The organism is Variovorax sp. DAIF25 (assembly GCF_050711835.1).
Taxonomy (GTDB): Bacteria; Pseudomonadota; Gammaproteobacteria; order Burkholderiales; family Burkholderiaceae_C; genus Variovorax.
On sequence record NZ_CP136636.1, the window covers coordinates 3,467,076 to 3,483,965 of the forward strand.

12 protein-coding genes are annotated in these 16,890 nt (G+C 65.7%); 10 read left to right on the forward strand and 2 right to left on the reverse strand.

Features of this window, described 5'->3' with window-relative positions:
* Positions 1-74 precede the first annotated feature (74 nt).
* Positions 75-1,241, reverse strand: a complete 1,167-nt coding sequence (locus R0232_RS16185) for an acyl-CoA dehydrogenase family protein (protein ID WP_431512747.1) — start codon at positions 1,239-1,241, stop codon at positions 75-77.
* A gap of 19 nt (positions 1,242-1,260) precedes the next feature.
* A complete protein-coding gene (locus R0232_RS16190; protein WP_431512748.1) occupies positions 1,261-3,312 on the reverse strand; it encodes an FAD-dependent oxidoreductase in 2,052 nt (683 codons plus the stop codon).
* 160 nt (positions 3,313-3,472) lie between these two features.
* Here R0232_RS16190 and R0232_RS16195 point away from each other — a divergent pair, with 160 nt between their 5' ends.
* The 10 genes from R0232_RS16195 to R0232_RS16240 all read left to right on the forward strand — a co-directional run bounded on the left by R0232_RS16195 (position 3,473) and on the right by R0232_RS16240 (position 16,885).
* Positions 3,473-4,636, forward strand: a complete 1,164-nt coding sequence (locus tag R0232_RS16195; RefSeq protein WP_431512749.1) for an acyl-CoA dehydrogenase family protein — start codon at positions 3,473-3,475, stop codon at positions 4,634-4,636.
* Positions 4,636-5,433 (forward strand): enoyl-CoA hydratase/isomerase family protein, encoded by a 798-nt coding sequence (locus R0232_RS16200; RefSeq protein ID WP_431512750.1) that lies wholly within the window; start codon positions 4,636-4,638, stop codon positions 5,431-5,433. The genes R0232_RS16195 and R0232_RS16200 overlap by 1 nt, the downstream gene beginning before the upstream one ends.
* 34 nt (positions 5,434-5,467) lie before the next feature.
* Positions 5,468-7,075, forward strand: a complete 1,608-nt coding sequence (locus R0232_RS16205) for a carboxyl transferase domain-containing protein (protein ID WP_066697091.1) — start codon at positions 5,468-5,470, stop codon at positions 7,073-7,075.
* 75 nt (positions 7,076-7,150) lie between these two features.
* The gene (locus tag R0232_RS16210; RefSeq protein WP_431512751.1) at positions 7,151-9,148 is read left to right on the forward strand and encodes an acetyl/propionyl/methylcrotonyl-CoA carboxylase subunit alpha; all 1,998 of its coding nucleotides are present in this window, start codon (positions 7,151-7,153) and stop codon (positions 9,146-9,148) included.
* A gap of 18 nt (positions 9,149-9,166) precedes the next feature.
* Complete coding sequence (locus tag R0232_RS16215; RefSeq protein ID WP_431512752.1) at positions 9,167-10,120, forward strand: hydroxymethylglutaryl-CoA lyase; 954 nt, start codon at positions 9,167-9,169, stop codon at positions 10,118-10,120.
* A gap of 5 nt (positions 10,121-10,125) precedes the next feature.
* A complete protein-coding gene (locus R0232_RS16220) occupies positions 10,126-11,721 on the forward strand; it encodes an acyl-CoA carboxylase subunit beta (RefSeq protein WP_431512753.1) in 1,596 nt (531 codons plus the stop codon).
* Positions 11,722-11,746: 25 nt separating this feature from the next.
* Entirely contained in the window at positions 11,747-12,544 is a 798-nt protein-coding gene (locus tag R0232_RS16225) for a crotonase/enoyl-CoA hydratase family protein (protein ID WP_431512754.1), read from the forward strand.
* Between the two features lie 134 nt (positions 12,545-12,678).
* Positions 12,679-14,688 (forward strand): acetyl/propionyl/methylcrotonyl-CoA carboxylase subunit alpha, encoded by a 2,010-nt coding sequence (locus R0232_RS16230; RefSeq protein WP_431512755.1) that lies wholly within the window; start codon positions 12,679-12,681, stop codon positions 14,686-14,688.
* 11 nt (positions 14,689-14,699) lie between these two features.
* Positions 14,700-15,845: an acyl-CoA dehydrogenase family protein gene (locus R0232_RS16235; protein ID WP_431512756.1), complete on the forward strand. Its 1,146-nt coding sequence runs from the start codon at positions 14,700-14,702 to the stop codon at positions 15,843-15,845.
* Between the two features lie 2 nt (positions 15,846-15,847).
* The gene (locus R0232_RS16240; RefSeq protein WP_431512757.1) at positions 15,848-16,885 is read left to right on the forward strand and encodes an MBL fold metallo-hydrolase; all 1,038 of its coding nucleotides are present in this window, start codon (positions 15,848-15,850) and stop codon (positions 16,883-16,885) included.
* The last annotated feature ends 5 nt before the right edge of the window (positions 16,886-16,890 follow it).

The following is a 16,890-nucleotide window of genomic DNA, read 5'->3' on the forward strand; positions in this document are numbered from 1 at the left end:
GGGGGATGCCATGGGTGAAAAGTGGGTGACGCCGGATGCCGCAGGAATGTCGGCGGCGAGTTCCGCAGTGAGCGTCAATAGGATTTGGGCAGGCCCAGCACCTTCTCGGCGATGAAGCACAGGATGAGCTGCGGGCTGATCGGCGCGATGCGCGGAATCATCATCTCGCGCAGGTAGCGCTCGACGTGGTACTCCTTGGCGTAACCGAAACCGCCGAGTGTTGCCATGGCGCGCTGGCAGGCATTGAAGCCGGCCTCGGCTGCCATGTACTTGGCCGCATTGGCGTCGGCGCCGCAGGGCAGGTTGTTGTCGTATTTCCAGGCCGCGCGCATCGCCATCATCTCGGCTGCTTCCAGTTCCATCCACGATTGCGCCAGCGGATGCTGGATTGACTGGTTTTGCCCGATCGGCCGATCAAAGACCACGCGTTCGCCAGCGTACTTGACGGCCACCTGCAGCGCCGCGCGGCCCAGGCCGACCGCCTCGCCCGCGATCAGCACCCGCTCGGGGTTCATGCCGTGCAGGATGTATTCGAAGCCGCGGCCCTCTTCCCCGATCCGGTCCTCCACCGGCACCCGCAGGCCGTCGATGAAGACCTGGTTCGAATCGACCGCCTTGCGCCCCATCTTCTCGATCTCCCGCACCTCTACAAAACGGCGGTCGAGGTCGGTGTAGAACAGGCTCAGGCCGAAGCTCGGCTTCTTGCAGTCTTCTGCCGCAGTGGTGCGCGCGAGGATCAGCATCTTCTCGGCCACCTGGGCGGTTGAAATCCAGACCTTCTGGCCGGACAACACATAGTGGTCGCCCTCTCGATCAGCGCGGGTTTTCAATCGGGTGGTGTTCAGGCCGGTGTCAGGCTCGGTGACCGCGAAGCAGGCCTTTTCCCGGCCCGCGATCAGCGGCGGCAGCATGCGGCGTTTCTGCTCCTCGTTGCCGAACACGGCCACCGGCTGCAGGCCGAAAATATTCATGTGCACCGCCGATGCGCCGGACAGCCCTGCACCCGACTGTGAAATGGCCTGCATCATCACGGTGGCTTCAGTGATGCCCAGTCCGCCGCCGCCGTATTCCTGCGGCAGGCAAATGCCGAGCCAGCCACCCTCGGCCAGGGCGCGGTGCAGCTCATGCGGAAAACCGCCCAGCCGGTCGCGTTCGAGCCAGTAAGCGTCGTCGAAGCGGGCGCAGATTTTGACGATCGCATCGCGTATCGATTCATGTTCTTGGTGGGGCGCGAAATCCATGGGGGTGTTTTTCGTGAGTTCAGATGGCCAGGCCGAGGCGTGTGCCCTGGTCAATGGCACGCAAGGCGTCCAGTTCGGCGGCAACCGCCGCACCGCCGATGATCTCGGGCGCCAGGCCGAGCGCGCGCAATTCGGTGGCCAGCGTGTTCTCGCTGTCCTGGCCGGCGCAAATGACGATGGTGTCCACATCGAGCGTTTGTGGCTGCCCCTGGATGCTCAGGTGCAGTCCGGCGTCGTCGATGCGCTCATAGCTGCAGCCCGACAGCATGCGCAGGCTGCGTCGTGCCAGTTCGGCCTTGAGCGCCCAGCCAGTGCTCATGCCCAGGCTACGCCCGGGTTTTTCCGGTTTGCGCTGCAACAGGGTGACCTCGCGTGGCGATGTCACGGGCAGCATCGGTTTCAGGCCCCCTGCGGCTGAGGGCGAGGTATCGACACCCCATTCAGCGTAAAACCGGTCGACCGCCTGCGGCGCACTGGCGTCCCCGGCCTGTTTTTCGTGCAGCAGGAATGCCGCCACGTCGAAACCGATCCCCCCGGCGCCAATCACCGCGACCCGGCGGCCCGCCTGCACCCGGCCCGACAGCAGGTCGGCATAAGCCACGACTTTCGGATGCTCGATACCCGGGATCTGCGGCAGGCGCGGGCGCACGCCGGTAGCGATCACGATGCGGTCGTACTGGGCCTTGGCGAGCGCTTGGGCCTCAACCCGGCTGCCAAGTTTGAGCCTGACGCCATGCCGCGCCACACCCTGTTGAAAGTAGCGCAACAGTTCATTGAACTCCTGCTTGCCCGGCACGGCCCGAGCCAGGTTCAACTGGCCGCCGATCTCTGGCGCGGCTTCAAACAGGGTGACCGCGTGTCCGCGAGCGGCGGTGCTCAGCGCGCAGGCCAGCCCGGCCGCGCCGGCGCCGACGACCGCGACCCTGCGTTGCGCCGCCCGTGGCGGCAGCCGCGAGAATTCGAGTTCGCGGCCAGCGCGTGGGTTGACTAGGCAGGTGGCGGGCCGGTCGGTGAAGATGTAGTCGAGGCAGGCCTGGTTGCAGGCGATGCAGGTGTTGATCTCATCGGCGCGACCCTGCGCCGCCTTGGCGATGAAGTCGGCGTCGGCCAAGAAGGGGCGCGCCATAGAGACCATGTCGGCATCGCCACTGGCAAGAATCTCTTCGGCCAGCGCGGGCGTGTTGATGCGGTTGGAGGTGATGACCGGAATCGATACGGACTTTTTGACCCGGGCCGCCGCGAAGCGCCAGGCGGCGCGTGGCACCACGTAGGCAATGGTGGGTATGCGCGCTTCGTGCCAGCCGATGCCGGTGTTGAGGATGTCGGCGCCGGCGGCTTGTACGGCCTGGGCTAGTTGGGCGATTTCGTCCGCCGGGGCGCCGCCTTCGACCAGATCCAGTGCCGACACACGGTACATCAGCAAAAACTGCGGTCCCACCTGTTCGCGCACGCGACGCACGATCTCCACCGGCAGGCGGTGGCGATTTTCCATGCTGCCGCCAAATTCGTCGCTGCGGTCGTTGGTGCGCGTGACGGTGAACTGGTTGAGTAGGTAGCCTTCCGAGCCCATGATCTCGACGCCGTCAAAGCCGGCGCGCTTGGCGAGTTCGGCGCAGCGCACGTAGTCGGCGATCGTTTGCCAGACTTCGGCCGTGCTCAATGCGCGGGGCCCGCGCGGATTGATCGGGGACGGAATGCCGGAGGCGCCGACCGGCCGTGCGACCTTGGCGTAGCGGCCGGTATGCAGGATTTGCAGAATGATCTTGCCGCCCTCGGCATGCACCGCCTGAGGAATGGGTTTGAGCGCATCGGCCTGCTCCGGCGTGGCGAGCAGAGGGCCGGTTTCATCCAGCAGGCCATCCTGGCAGGGCGCATAGCCGCCGGTGACAATCAGGCCGACGCCACCGCGCGCCCGCTCCGCATAGAACAGCGACAGACGCTCTATCGGCCGATCCAGCGACTCCAGTCGCGTGTGCATGGAGCCCATCAGCGCCCGGTTCCGAAGAACATGCGTACCGACCTTCAGTGGAGACAGCAGTCTTGTAAAGGGAGCTGTAGGACTGTTGGTCATGTAAAAAATCTCCTGCATATCTAACTAACGCCTGTTCGGTGCTATAGTAACAAGGAATCGCCGCGTTTTGCAATCGGGGTTTTCTTCATTTTTTGTTTCTGGCTGCTGACGGGCGCAGGAGGCAGTCGTTTTCAGCAGCAGTCAACCAGGAGATATGGCCATGATTTTTGATGACGATCAAATTGCGTTGCGTGACGTGGCGCGCCGCTTTGCACGCGAGAAGCTCAGGCCCGATTACCAAAAGCGCGAGTCGCAGCCGGGTATTGACCGGGCGCTGTTCAGGGAAATGGGGTCCCTCGGCCTGATCGGTGTCGATTTGTCCGAGGAGTACGGTGGCCTGGGCCTGAGTGGCGTCACGGCGGGCATGATCACCGAGGAAATTGCCTATGGCGACTTCAACGTGAGCTACATGCAGTTGCTGAGCTCGCTGATGGGCGCCATCATCCATGCTAATGCGTCCCCCGAGCTGGCGCGCACCTGGAACAGTCGGATCGTGGCGGGCGAGGCTATCGTCGCCCTGGGTCTGACTGAGCCGAGGGGCGGCTCGGATGCCGCCAACCTGCAGCTCAAGGCGCGCCGCGTTGGCGACGAGTACATCCTCTCGGGTGAGAAGACCTCCATCACCTTTGCCGACCAGGCCGATGCCATGGTGCTGTTCGCGCGCACCGGCAAGCCAGAGGATGGCGCGCGCGGTATCACGGCCTTGCTGGTGGATTTGAACCAGAAAGGCGTGCAGCGCACCCGCTTCAACGACGTCGGCAGCAAAATCATCGGCCGCGGCTCGGTGTTCTTCGACGACGTGCGGGTGCCGGTCGAGAACCGGCTAGGGGCGGAAGGCAAGGGCTTCACGCAGGTGATGCAGGGCTTTGACTTCAGCCGCATCCTGATCGCCCTGCAGTGCTTGGCGGCGGCGCAGGCCTCGATCGACGAAACCTGGGAGTACGTGAAGGAACGCCAGACCTTCGGCGCACCGTTGGCGCAGTACCAGGGCGTGAGCTTTCCGATTGTCGAATTCGAGACACTGATTTCCGCTTGCCGCCAGCTCTGTTACCACGGTCTGGCCTTGCGCGACGCGGGTCAAGCGCACACCGCGGAAGCCGCCATGGTCAAGTGGATGGCCCCCAAGACCTCGTTTGACGCCATCCATCAGTGCCTCCTGACCTTTGGTCACTATGGCTGGTCGATGGATCTGCCGCACCAGCAGCGCATGCGTGATGTGATGGGTCTGGAAATCGGCGACGGCACGGCACAAATCATGAAGCTGATCATCGCCCGCGAGCGTGTGGGCCGCGCTGCCGTGCAGTACGCCAAGGAGAGCAAATAATGCAAACCGGGAATCAGGCATCCCCCGTGGTGGTCAGTCGCAGCGGCGCGGTCGGCATCATAGAGCTGGCCCGTCCCGAAAAATTCAATTGCCTGTCGATGTCCGTGCATGAGGGCATCGAGGCTGCTCTTGATGAATTCGAGCGGCCCGGCTCCGGCGTGCGCGCCATCCTGATCCGGGCGCAGGGCAAGCATTTCTGTACCGGTGCCGACCTGGACGAGGTGAAGTCCTTGCGCGGCGATCCCGCCAGCCTGAAGCATTTCATCGCTTATGGCCATGGCGTGCTCAAGCGCCTGGAGCGCAGCGATCTGCCGGTGGTGGCGGCCTGTCAGGGCCTGGCCCTCGCTGGCGGCAGCGAACTGATGCTGGCCTGCGACATCATTTTCGCAGCCAAGGACGCGCGCTTTGGCGACCAGCATGCCCAGTTCGGCCTGATTCCGGGCTGGGGCGGTAGTCAGCGCATGCCGCGCATCGTCGGCCTGCGGCGCGGCCTGGACCTGTTTTTTTCGGCGCGCTGGATCGATGCCGACACGGCCGGACAATGGGGGCTGGTCAACTATGTGGTCGAGCCCGAACAACTGGGTGAAGCGGCGCTCGCCTACTGCACCAAACTCGCCACGCGCAGCCGGATCGGCATCGCCACCATGAAGCGCCTCGCCCGTCAGGGCATGGAGGGCTCATCGGAGGCCGGTCTCCAGCTCGAGGAGGATCTGGCCAGCGCCGCCTTGCTCGATGACGATGTGAGTGAAGGTTTGGCTGCGTTCGAAGCGCGTCGCACGCCTGTGTTCAAGTCCTGATGACTTTCCGTTTCGAATTGGTGCGAGAACGCAAATGACCATCCTCTCCTCACGTGTGTCGACTTCGGACGACGAATTTCGACTCAATCGCGAAGCCTATGAGGCCGTGATTGCGAATCTGCAGAGCCGTCGCCAACTGGCGCTTGCTGGTGGCCCTCTGAAAGCGCGGGAAAAACACCTGGCGCGCAACAAGATCCTGCCGCGCCATCGGGTCGAAGTGCTGCTCGATCCGGGTTCGCCCTTCCTGGAGGTCGGTATGCTGGCCGGCGAGGGTCTGTACGAAGGCGTACCGCCCGGCGCCAGCATCATCACCGGCATTGGCCTGGTGCAGGGCCGTCCGTGCATGATCATCGCCAACGATGCCACCGTGAAGGGCGGCACCTACTACGGCATGACCTGCAAGAAACACGTGCGGGCGCAGCAGATTGCCTGGCAGCACCGCCTGCCCTGCATCACGCTGGTTGACAGCGGCGGGGCGTTTCTGCCGGAGATGGCCAACATCTTTCCCGATGTTGGACAGTTCGGCAGCATCTTCAACAACCAGGTCCGCATGTCGGCCGAGGGTATCCAGCAGATTGCCGTCGTGATGGGGCCCTGTACGGCGGGTGGCGCCTATATTCCGGCTCTGTGCGACGAGGCGGTGATTGTCAAAGAGCAGGGCTACATGTACCTCGGTGGCCCTGAGTTGACGTTTGCCGCCACCGGCGAGACGGTGGATGCCGAGTCGCTGGGGGGGGCCAAGATGCACTGCAGCGTCAGTGGCGTCACCGATCATATCGCCGAAGATGACCGCCACGCGCTGGCCATCACGCGTGAGATCGTGCGCGACCTGGGTGAGCAACCCAAACCGCGCTGGACGCGTCAGCCTTCAGTGCCTCCGCGTTTCGACCCGCATGAGATTTACGGCATCATCAGCCGCGACACCAAGATTCCGACCGACACGCGCGAGATTCTGGCGCGCTTCGTCGATGACAGCCGGTTCCAGGAATTCAAGCCGATGTACGGCGACACCCTGTTGACCGGTTTTGCCCGTATCCACGGCCACGAGATTGGCATCCTCGCCAACCAGGGCGTGCTGTTCCCGGAGAGCGCGATGAAGGCGGCGCACTTTATTGATTTGTGCTGCCAGCGTGACATCCCGCTGCTGTTCATGGCCGACGTGACCGGCTTCATGGTCGGGCGCGCCGCCGAACAGGCCGGCATCGCCAAGGCCGGAGCCAAGATGATCACGGCCATGGCCTCGGCCAACGTGCCCAAGTACACCATCATCATGGGTGCCTCTTATGGCGCTGGCTACCTGGCCATGTGTGGCCGACCGTTCAATCCAACCGCGATGTTCGCCTGGCCGACCGGCCGCGCGGCCATCATGGGCCCGGATCAGGCCGCCACCGTGATGGCGCTGGTGCGCAAGCAGATCAACAAGACCGAGGGCAAAGAGTGGACGCCCGAGGAGGAAGAGGCCTTCAAGGTACCGGTGCGCAAGATTTACGAAGACTTCCAGCCCGCCACCAACTTCTCTTCCAACCTGTGGGTCGACGGTATTCTTGATCCGGTGGAAACGCGCGATGCCATGGGGCTGTTGCTCGACCTCGCTTCGCGCACCGCCGCTAAACCGACGCCGTTCGGTGTTTTTCGCTTCTAACCAGGACGCAAACCATGCAACGCATCCACACCGTCTTGATGGCCAACTTCCTTCACCGCTCTGGAGGCCTTGGGCATGCTTAAGAAAATCCTCATTGCGAACCGAGGCGAGATCGCCTGCCGCATTGCCCGTACTTGCCGCAAGCTTGGCCTGTCCGTGGCCACGGTGCATTCCAGTGCTGACCGGTTTGCCCGCCATGTGCGCGAGATCGGGGAATCGGTCGAGATCGGGGGGGCCGCGCCGAGCGAGAGTTACCTCAACATAGACGCCATCATCGCGGCGGCCAGGCGCGTCGGTGCCGACGCCGTGCATCCGGGCTACGGCTTCGTCTCCGAGAACGCGGACTTCGTGCGCGCGCTCGAAGCGGCAGGCCTGACCTTCATCGGCCCCCGGGCTGACACCATGGAGCGCGTGGGCGGCAAGGCCAGCGCCAAGCGCGAGGCGGCCCGGCTCGGCGTGCCGGTCATCCCCGGCAGTGAAGGCGGCATGAGCGACCCAGCCGAGGTGTCGCGCCTGGTGCGTGGCATGACGCTGCCGGTGCTGCTCAAGGCGGTGGCCGGCGGAGGCGGCCGCGGCATGGCGGTGGTCGAGACGCTGGAGGGGCTGGAGGCACGCATCGAGAGCGCCATGCGCGAGGCCGAAAAAGCCTTCGGCAATGGCGAACTGATCGTCGAACGCTACCTGCCGCAGGTGCGCCATCTTGAAGTGCAGGTCGCCGGTGACGGCCAGGGCCATGCCATCCACCTGTTCGAGCGCGAGTGCACTTTGCAGCGCCGCCATCAAAAAGTGATCGAGGAAGCGCCCTCGGCCGGCATCGGACCGCGTCTGCGCGAGGCCATCCTGGCCGATGCGGTGAAGCTGGCCGCCGGCGTGAACTACCGCGGCCTGGGTACCGTGGAGTTCGTTGTTGCCGGTGACGCGCACTACTTCCTGGAAGTCAACCCGCGCTTGCAGGTCGAGCACCCGGTGACCGAAGAAGTCACCGGGCTTGATCTGGTGGCGCTGCAGCTGCGCATTGCAGACACCGGGTGCTTGCCGCTGGCGCAAGCCGATGTGGTGTGCCGGGGTCACGCCTTCGAGGCGCGGCTGTGCGCGGAAGATGCCGACGCCGGTTTCCTGCCAGCCATGGGTCGGCTCGATGTCGTCGATTTTTCGCGCTCGGGCGTGCGCATCGAGTCGGGGGTGGACAGCGGGGACGAGATCTCGCCGCACTACGACTCGATGATCGCCAAGCTCATCGCCCATGGCCCCGACCGCGAGTCGGCCCGCCGGGCATTGGTGGCTGGATTGCGTGAGAGCACGGTCATCGGACTGGTGACCAACCTGCGGTTTCTGCATGAACTGCTCGAATGGCCGGAAACCCGCGACGCCAGTTTCCATACCCGCCTGATTGACGAGCGTCATGTGCAGCGGGGCGTGGTCGCACCCGCAGCCGTGCCGGTGGAGCACCTGGCGGCGGCCGCGCTGTACTGGCTGGCGCAGCGGCGCGCGGAGTCGCCCGCGTTGGGCTGCTGGACCCTGTGGGACGGTTTCACCGGCTGGCGCCTGAGCAGTGGGCCGATGCAGGCCGCGCCCCAGGCGGCCCTGGTGTTGAAGGCGGGCGCGGCAGAGTGGCCGGTCCGGTTTTCCGCTCGCGCCGCCGATGGCGCCTGCACCCTGGCCATCGGCGACGAGGTGACGCAGGCTGCGCTGCAGCCGATCCCCGGTGGGCGCCGCCTGTTGCAGTGCGGCGGGCGGGCGCTGGAGCTGACCATTCGGGGCGATGCGCAGCAGGTCGAGCTCTCCAGCGCGCTGGGCAGCAGCGTGTTCACCGCGGAACCCTATCTGGGAGGCGCCGCCGGTGACGCCGCCTCCAGCGGGCAATTGGGCGCACCGATGATGGGCAAGGTGGTCGCGGTCAAGGCGGCGGTTGGCGATTCGGTCGCCATCGGCCAGACCGTGATCGTGCTCGAATCGATGAAGATGGAGCTGCACGTCACAGCGCCGTTCGAAGGCAGCCTGAGCAGCCTGCGCTGCCGGGTTGGCGACATGGTCGAGCGCCACCAGGTGCTGGCCGAAGTCCGTCCGGTCTGATCGAAGGAGATGGCGGCAATGAGTGACTTGCCCGCCTCGGTCGAGTTCCATGAGGAGGGGCCGCGCGAGGGCTTCCAGATGGAGCCGCGGACCTATCCGCTGGGCGATCGCGCCGCGTTGATTGATGCTTTGGCGGCCTCGGGCTTGAAGCAAATCCAGGTGGCTTCCTTTGTCAGTCCGCGCGCGGTGCCGCAGATGGCCGATACCGCCGAGCTGTTCGCCGCCATCGTCAAGCGCCAAGGCACTCGCTACACGGCGCTCTGGCTCAACGACAACGGATTCGAGCGTGCGCGTGCCTGCGAGCAGGTGGACCTGGACGGCAGGCTGATGTTTTACACCACGGAGCCGTTTTCGCAGCGCAACAACAACTGCAGCGTGGCCGAGATGCGCGAACGCCAGCTCGGCTGGCTGGACCGCTACATCGCCCTGGGCATTCCGGTGGAAAAGGCCTACGTGATCACGGCTTTTGGCTGCAATCTCGGGGGTGCCGTGCCGCTGTCGTCCGTCACCGACCACATACGCTGGCTGCTTGATGCCTGCGCCGACCGAAGCGTGCCGCTGCCAGCGATTTACCTGGCCGATACCATGGGATGGGCCCATCCCGAGGAGATCAAGCGTCGCATCGGGGCGGTACGCGAGATCGTGCCCGATGCACGCATCGGGCTGCATCTGCACGACACGCGCGGCATCGGCGGCGCCAACGTCTATGCTGCCTTGCAGATGGGTGTCAGTCTGTTCGACAGTTCGGTCGCCGGTCTGGGCGGATGCCCGTTCGCCGGCCACAAGCATGGCGGCGCGGCGGGCAATATTTGCACCGAGGACATGGTGTTCATGTGCCAGGAACTCGGTATTGAGACCGGCATCGACCTGGAGTTGCTGATTGAGGCGGCTCGGCTGGCCGAGCGCATCATTGGCCGGGCATTGTCGGGCCATGTGATGCACAGTGGCTCGCTCGCTGCAATGAAGGGATGACGCAGATGACTCAGATCGAAAGCCGTATCGATACCCGCGGCGACGCCTACGCCCAGGCGCTGGGGCAGGGCCGATCACAGGCCGAGACGCTGCGTGCGCGTGTGGCCGGGGTGGCGAACGGCGGGCGCGATGCGCACATCCGGCGCCACCGCGAGCGCGGCAAGCTGCTGGTGCGCGAGCGCATCGACTTCCTCGTCGATGATGGCAGTGCCTTCCTGGAACTCTCGCCGCTGGCGGCCTGGGGCCAGTATGGCAACGAGGTGCCGGGCGCGGGCATCGTCACTGGCGTCGGCATGGTGGCCGGTCGGCCCTGCATGCTCATCGCTAATGATGCCACGGTCAAAGGCGGCTCGTTCTTCCATGAAACCGTCAAAAAACATATCCGGGCGCAGGACATCGCCGAGCGCCTACGGCTACCCTGCCTGTATCTCGTGGACTGCGGCGGCGCCTTCCTGCCGGAGCAGGACCGCGTGTTCCCTGACAAGGACCACTTCGGCAACAGTTTTCACCGCCAGTGCCGCATGTCGCAGGCCGGTCTGCCTCAGATATCGGCCGTGTTTGGCGGCTGCACCGCGGGCGGGGCTTACATTCCGGCGCTGTCCGACGAGGTGGTGATGGTGCGTGGCAATGCGCGCATCCACCTCGGCGGCCCGTCCATCGTCAAGATTGCGATCAACGAAGTGGCCGATGGCGAAACCCTCGGCGGTGCCGAGATGCACAGCCGCGTCTCCGGCGTCAGCGACCATTTGGCGGAGGACGAGCACCAGGCGCTGGCGATGCTGCGCCAGATCGTGGCCAGCCTGCCGCCCGAGCCCGCGCTGGCGCCGCCGCTGGCGCCCAGCCCGCCACGCTACGATCCGGGCGAACTCGACGGCATCGTGCCGGCTGATCCCAAGCAACCCTACGACGCGCGCGAGATCATTGCGCGGCTGCTCGACGGAAGCGCCTTCCATGAGTTCAAGCCGCTGTGGGGCGAGACGCTGGTGACCGGCTTCGGCGCGATCCACGGCCAGCCGGTGGCCGTTCTGGCCAACAACGGCGCGCTGCTGGCCGAGTCGGCCCTGAAGGGCGCGCACTTCATCGAGCTGGCCAACCAGCGTGGCGTGCCGCTGCTGTTTTTGCAAAACATTCCCGGCTTCATGGTGGGCACCGAGGCCGAGCGCGGCGGCATTGCCAAGCACAGCGCCAAGATGGTCTATGCCATGGCCTGCGCCCGCGTACCCAAGCTGACGCTGGTCGTCGGCGGCTCTTACGGCGCGGGCAACTACGGCATGTGCGGCCGCGGTTTCGAGCCCGAATTCCTGTTCGCCTGGCCCAGTGCCCGGGTGGCGACCATGAGCGCCGACATCGCCAGCAATGTGATGGTCGAGCTGGCGCGTTCCAATCTGCGCGGCCCGGCCGACGAGGCCCGCTTGGCCGAGACCGAACGCCAGGTGCGTGAGCAATACGCGCGCCAGAGCGACCCCTATTACGCCACCTCCCGGCTGTGGGACGACGGCCTGATCGAGCCTTCGGCCTCGCGCGATGTGCTCGGCCTGGCGCTGGCGCTGGCGGCGCGCCGTGCGCTGCCGGACACCGCCACCCCTGTCTATCGCATGTAACCCTGTCCATTCAGAGATCGGTCCCATGAACACTCCCGTCTACGAAACCCTGCAACTTGCCGTCGATGCGCGCGGCGTGGCCCGCCTCACGCTGAACCGCCCCGACACCCACAACGCGCTCAATGCCATCCTGATCGGCGAGCTGCGCCGTGCGGTCGAATGGCTGGGCGCTGCCGAGGGCGTGCGCGCGCTGGTGCTCACCGGCGCCGGCAAGACCTTTTGCGCGGGCGGCGACCTCGGCTGGATGCAGGACAACATGACGAAGAGCCGGGCCGAGCGCGTCAGCGAAAGCGGCGATCTGGCGCTGATGCTGCGGGCACTGAATGACCTGCCGATGCCAGTCATTGGCCGCATCAACGGCCCCGCCTATGGCGGCGGCGTCGGCATGATCTCGGTGTGCGACATGGCCATCGCGGTCGATACCGGCGTCTATTCGCTGACCGAGGTCCGCCTGGGCCTGCTGCCGGCCAACATCGCGCCCTATGTGGCGGCGCGCATGGGCGAAGCCAACGCACGGCGCACCTTTCTGACGGCGCGCCGCATGGGGGCGGCCGAGGCGCAGCGCCTGGGCCTGCTGTCCGATGTGGTGGCGGCGGACCAGCTCGACGACGCCGTCGAGCGCGAACTCGCCGACCTGCTGCAGTGCGCGCCCGGCGCGGTGGCGGCCACCAAGAAACTGATCGCCTACGTGCATTCGCATGACCTGGGCACCAACATGATCTACGCCGCCGACAAGCTGGCCGATGCCTGGGAGACCGAAGAAGGGCGCGAAGGCATCGCCGCCTTCTTCGGCAAGCGCCTGCCTGCGTGGCGGCAGGCCTGAGGTCGGGATGAATATGTTCGAAATCCCGCTGATTGCCAACCACGGCGACCAGCCGACACCAGTCGGCGCAGCGGCGCAGCCAAATTGCCTGGCGCGCGCAGCGTGCGCAGGCAATCTCGTCGCGGGAGCCGTGCATGTTTGACACGCTGCTGATTGCCAACCGCGGCGAGATTGCCTGCCGCATCGTACGCACCGCGCGCCGCATGGGCTTGCGAACCGTGGCGGTGTACGCTGACGCTGACCGCGAAGCGCTGCACGTGGCTCAGTCTGATACCGCCGTGCGCATTGGCCCGCCTGAGGCCGCGCGCAGCTACCTGGATGCCGCGGCGATCGTGGCCGCGGCGCGTGCCGCCGGTGCGCAAGCCATCCATCCGGGCTACGGCTTCCTGTCTGAAAGCCTGGCACTGATCGATGCCTGCGAAGCGGCCGGGCTCATTTTCGTCGGCCCCTCGCGTGAGGCGATCCGGCGCATGGGTTCGAAGATCGAATCCAAACGCATTGCGATGGAACACGGCGTGCCGGTGGTGCCGGGCTACCACGCTGACGATCAGGACAGCGCGGTCTTGCAGGCGGCGGCGGCTGATGTGGGCTATCCGGTGCTGATCAAGGCCTCGGCCGGGGGCGGCGGCAAGGGCATGCGGGTGGTGCGCAGCGCGGGAGAATTCTCGGCCGCGCTGGACACCGTGCGGCGCGAGGCCCAGGCGTCGTTCGGTGATGACCGTGTGCTGCTGGAGCGCTACCTGGACGAACCACGCCACCTCGAGGTGCAGTTGCTGGGCGACAAGCACGGGCATTTGGTGCACCTGTACGAGCGCGAATGTTCGATCCAGCGCAACCACCAGAAAATGATCGAGGAAGCGCCGGCGCCGCACCTGTCGCCAGTGGTGCGCGAGGCAATGTTTGCCCACGCGCTGACGATGGGACGTGCCATCGGCTACGACAGCACCGGCACCATCGAGTTCATTCATGACAGCCGCAGCGGCGACACATTCTTTCTGGAAATGAACACCCGGCTGCAGGTCGAGCACCCGGTGACCGAGCTGACCTGCGGCATCGATCTGGTCGAGTGGCAGTTGCGGGTGGCCGCCGGAGAAGCGCTCGGCTTCAGTCAGTCAGCGCTGTCGCAGCGCGGCTGCGCGATCGAGGTGCGCGTTTGCGCGGAAAATCCAACGGCCGATTTCGCGCCCGAGATCGGCACCGTGGTCGGCTACCGCGAGCCGCGCGGCGAGGGCGTGCGGGTTGACAGCGGTGTGCGCACCGGCAGCCGGGTCACCCCCTATTACGACTCGATGCTGCTGAAGGTGATTGCCCATGCCGATGTCCGGCCGACCGCCGCGCGACGGCTCGCCACCGCACTGGACGACACGGTGCTGCTCGGCGTGCACAGCAACCTTGGCTTCCTGGCCGATCTGTTGCGCCACGAGCACTTTGCGCAAAGGCTCAGTACGCACTACATCGCGCGTGCTTTCCCCGCAGGCTGGCAGCCACGCGAAGACGACGGGCTGGCCATCGCAGCTGCCGCGCTGCACGGTGTGCTGGCCACGCAGGCAGCTGCGGCCGGGCGCACGGCCTGGCAATCGCTCGGGGCCTGGCGCGTGCCTGGCGGCGGCGCTGGCGGCACGCGGGTGCTGCTCGAAGACGGGCAGCGCTGCGTGAACGAGGCCAGCGTGTCGCCGCAGGGCGAAGGCTGGCGCGTGCGCGTCGGCGAGCAGGAACGGGTGGTTGCGGCGACGCTGGTCGCAGACACCCTGGAATTGCGGCACAAGGGCGTGACGACCCGCTTCACGGTGGCGCTGGAACGGCACGCCAGCGAGGGCGAACGTCTGTGGCTGGCCGGCGCCGGCCGCACGCGCACCTGGCGCCGGCTCGACCGCTGGCAACGCGCGCTCACCGGCGCGGTGGCCGCGGACGAGCGGGGTGGCAGCCGCCTTCTCGCGCCCATGCCCGGCCTGGTGACACAAGTGAAAGCCAGCGTGGGCATGACGGTGAATGCGGGCGATATGCTGGTGCAAATGGAGGCCATGAAGATGGTGCACACGATCAGCGCGCCCGCCGCGGGCCGGGTCAGCGAGCTGCGCTGCCGCACCGGCGATGCGGTGCGCGGTGGCGATGTGCTGGTGGTCATGGATATAGAGGAAAGCTGAGGAAAAACGAAATGAACGAACCGATCTACTTTGACGAGCAACACCGGCAGTTCCGCGACAACCTGCGCCGCTTCGTCGAGCAGGAGGTAGTGCCACAGGCGGCATCCTGGGAAGACGTGGGCATGGTGCCGCGCGCGGTGCTGCGCAAAATGGGGGAGCTTGGCTACCTGGGCGTGCGCTACGCCGATACCTACGGGGGGTCGAACCTCGACACGGTGTACAGCGCGATCCTGGCTGAAGAACTCGGCCGCTCAACGTACGGCGGCTTTGCGGTGACGGTGATGGTGCATACCGACATGGCCTCGCCGCACCTGGCCAACTTCGGCACGCCCGAGCAGTTGCAGCGCTACCTGCCGCCCATCATTCGCGGCGAGAAAATCTGCGCCGTGGCCGTGACCGAGCCCGATGCCGGCTCCGACGTGGCCGGCATACGCACCCGCGCGGTGCGCGACGGCGACCACTGGGTCATCAACGGCAGCAAGATGTTCATCACCAACGGTGTGCATGGCGACGTGTATTTCGTCGCCGCCAAGACCGACCCGACGGCCAAGGGCTCGCGCGGCATCTCCATCTTTATCGTCGAAAAGGGCACGCCGGGTTTTCGCGTCGGCCGCGCACTCAACAAGAGCGGCTGGCTGTGCAGCGACACCGCCGAACTGGTATTCGAGAACTGCCGCGTGCCGGCGGCCAACCTGCTGGGCGAGGAGAATAAGGGCTTCTACCAGATCATGCGCAACTTCCAGAACGAGCGCATGGTGCTGGGCGCGCAGATGATGGGCGAGGCCGCGCGCGCGATCGAGCTGACGCTGGCCTACGCGCGCGAGCGCAAAGCCTTCGGCGCCGAACTGTGGGACAAGCAGGCGATCCGCCAGCGCCTGGCCATGCGCGCGGCGCAGGTCGAGGCCGCCCGCCAACTAGTTTACCACGCCGCCTGGCTGGACGCACAGGGGCGCGAATGCGTCAAGGAGGTGTCGATGGTCAAGGCGCTGTGCGGCGAGCTGCTCAACGACGTGGTCTATGACTGCCAGCAGTTCCATGGCGGCTTCGGCTATATGCGCGAGGCCGCAATCGAGCGCATGGTGCGCGACGCCCGTGTCCAGGCTATCGGCGGCGGCGCCACCGAAGTGATGCTCGAAGAAGTGGCCAAACGCTTGTGATCATGAGCACCTTGTCCCCCACCCCAGCCATGGACTTGCCGGTCGATCTGCCGCTCAAGGAAATCCTGCCCGGCATCCTGATGTTCACGCTGCCGGTGGACTACGGCATCGACCACGTCAACATCTACCTGATTCGCGACGGTGAAGGCTGGTGCCTGTTCGACACCGGCGCCGACTGCGAAGCGGCGCGGGCCTTGTGGCTGCGTGCCCTGGCGGGGCCGCTGGTGGGCGGCCTGACGCGCATTATCGTCTCGCACCACCACCCCGACCACCTCGGGCTGGCCGCGTGGCTGGCGCAGATCACCGGAGCGAAGATCCTGATGCGTCCCGAGGAACGGGAGGTGGCGCGTGCAATCCGCATGTTGGATGAAACGTCACGTCGCCATGGCATCGACTTCATGTTGCGTCACGGCTTGTCACTGGGCGAGGCAGAGGGGATCGTCAGCGGCGTGTTGCAGGAAAACCTGGGTTGCGACGAACCCCCGCCCGGCACCAGTCTGGAAAACGGGCAGCGACTGCAAATTGGCGACTTCGGTTTTGACGTGCTGGTGCTGGGCGGCCACAGCATCGCGCAAATCTGCTTGTACGAGCCAGCCTTGAAGCTGCTGCTCACCGGGGACCAGCTGCTTGAGCGCATCACGCCCAATGTCGGGGTCTGGCCATATGGCGAACCCCATCCGCTGCCGCGCTATATCGACAGCTTGCTGGTTATTTCGGGCCTTCCCATCGAACATGTGTTGCCGGCGCATCACCGTGTTTACCACGCGGGTGAAGCGCGCGCGCATGGGCTGCTTGCGCACCACCAGCGGGCGCTGCGGCGCTTCAAGGAAGGCTTGCGCGAAGGCATGAGTGCCGTGGATCTTGGCGAAGTGAGTTACGGAAAACAGTCCGAGGCACTGCACAGGTTCCTGTCCATGGGCGAGACACTGGCGCATCTGCTGTGGCTCGAAGGTGACGGTCATGTCAGGTCCAGCGAAGATGCTGGCGTGCTGCGCTGGGCACCCATCCAGCGGTCAGATCAGCCGACGGTTCAAATTTGAATGAG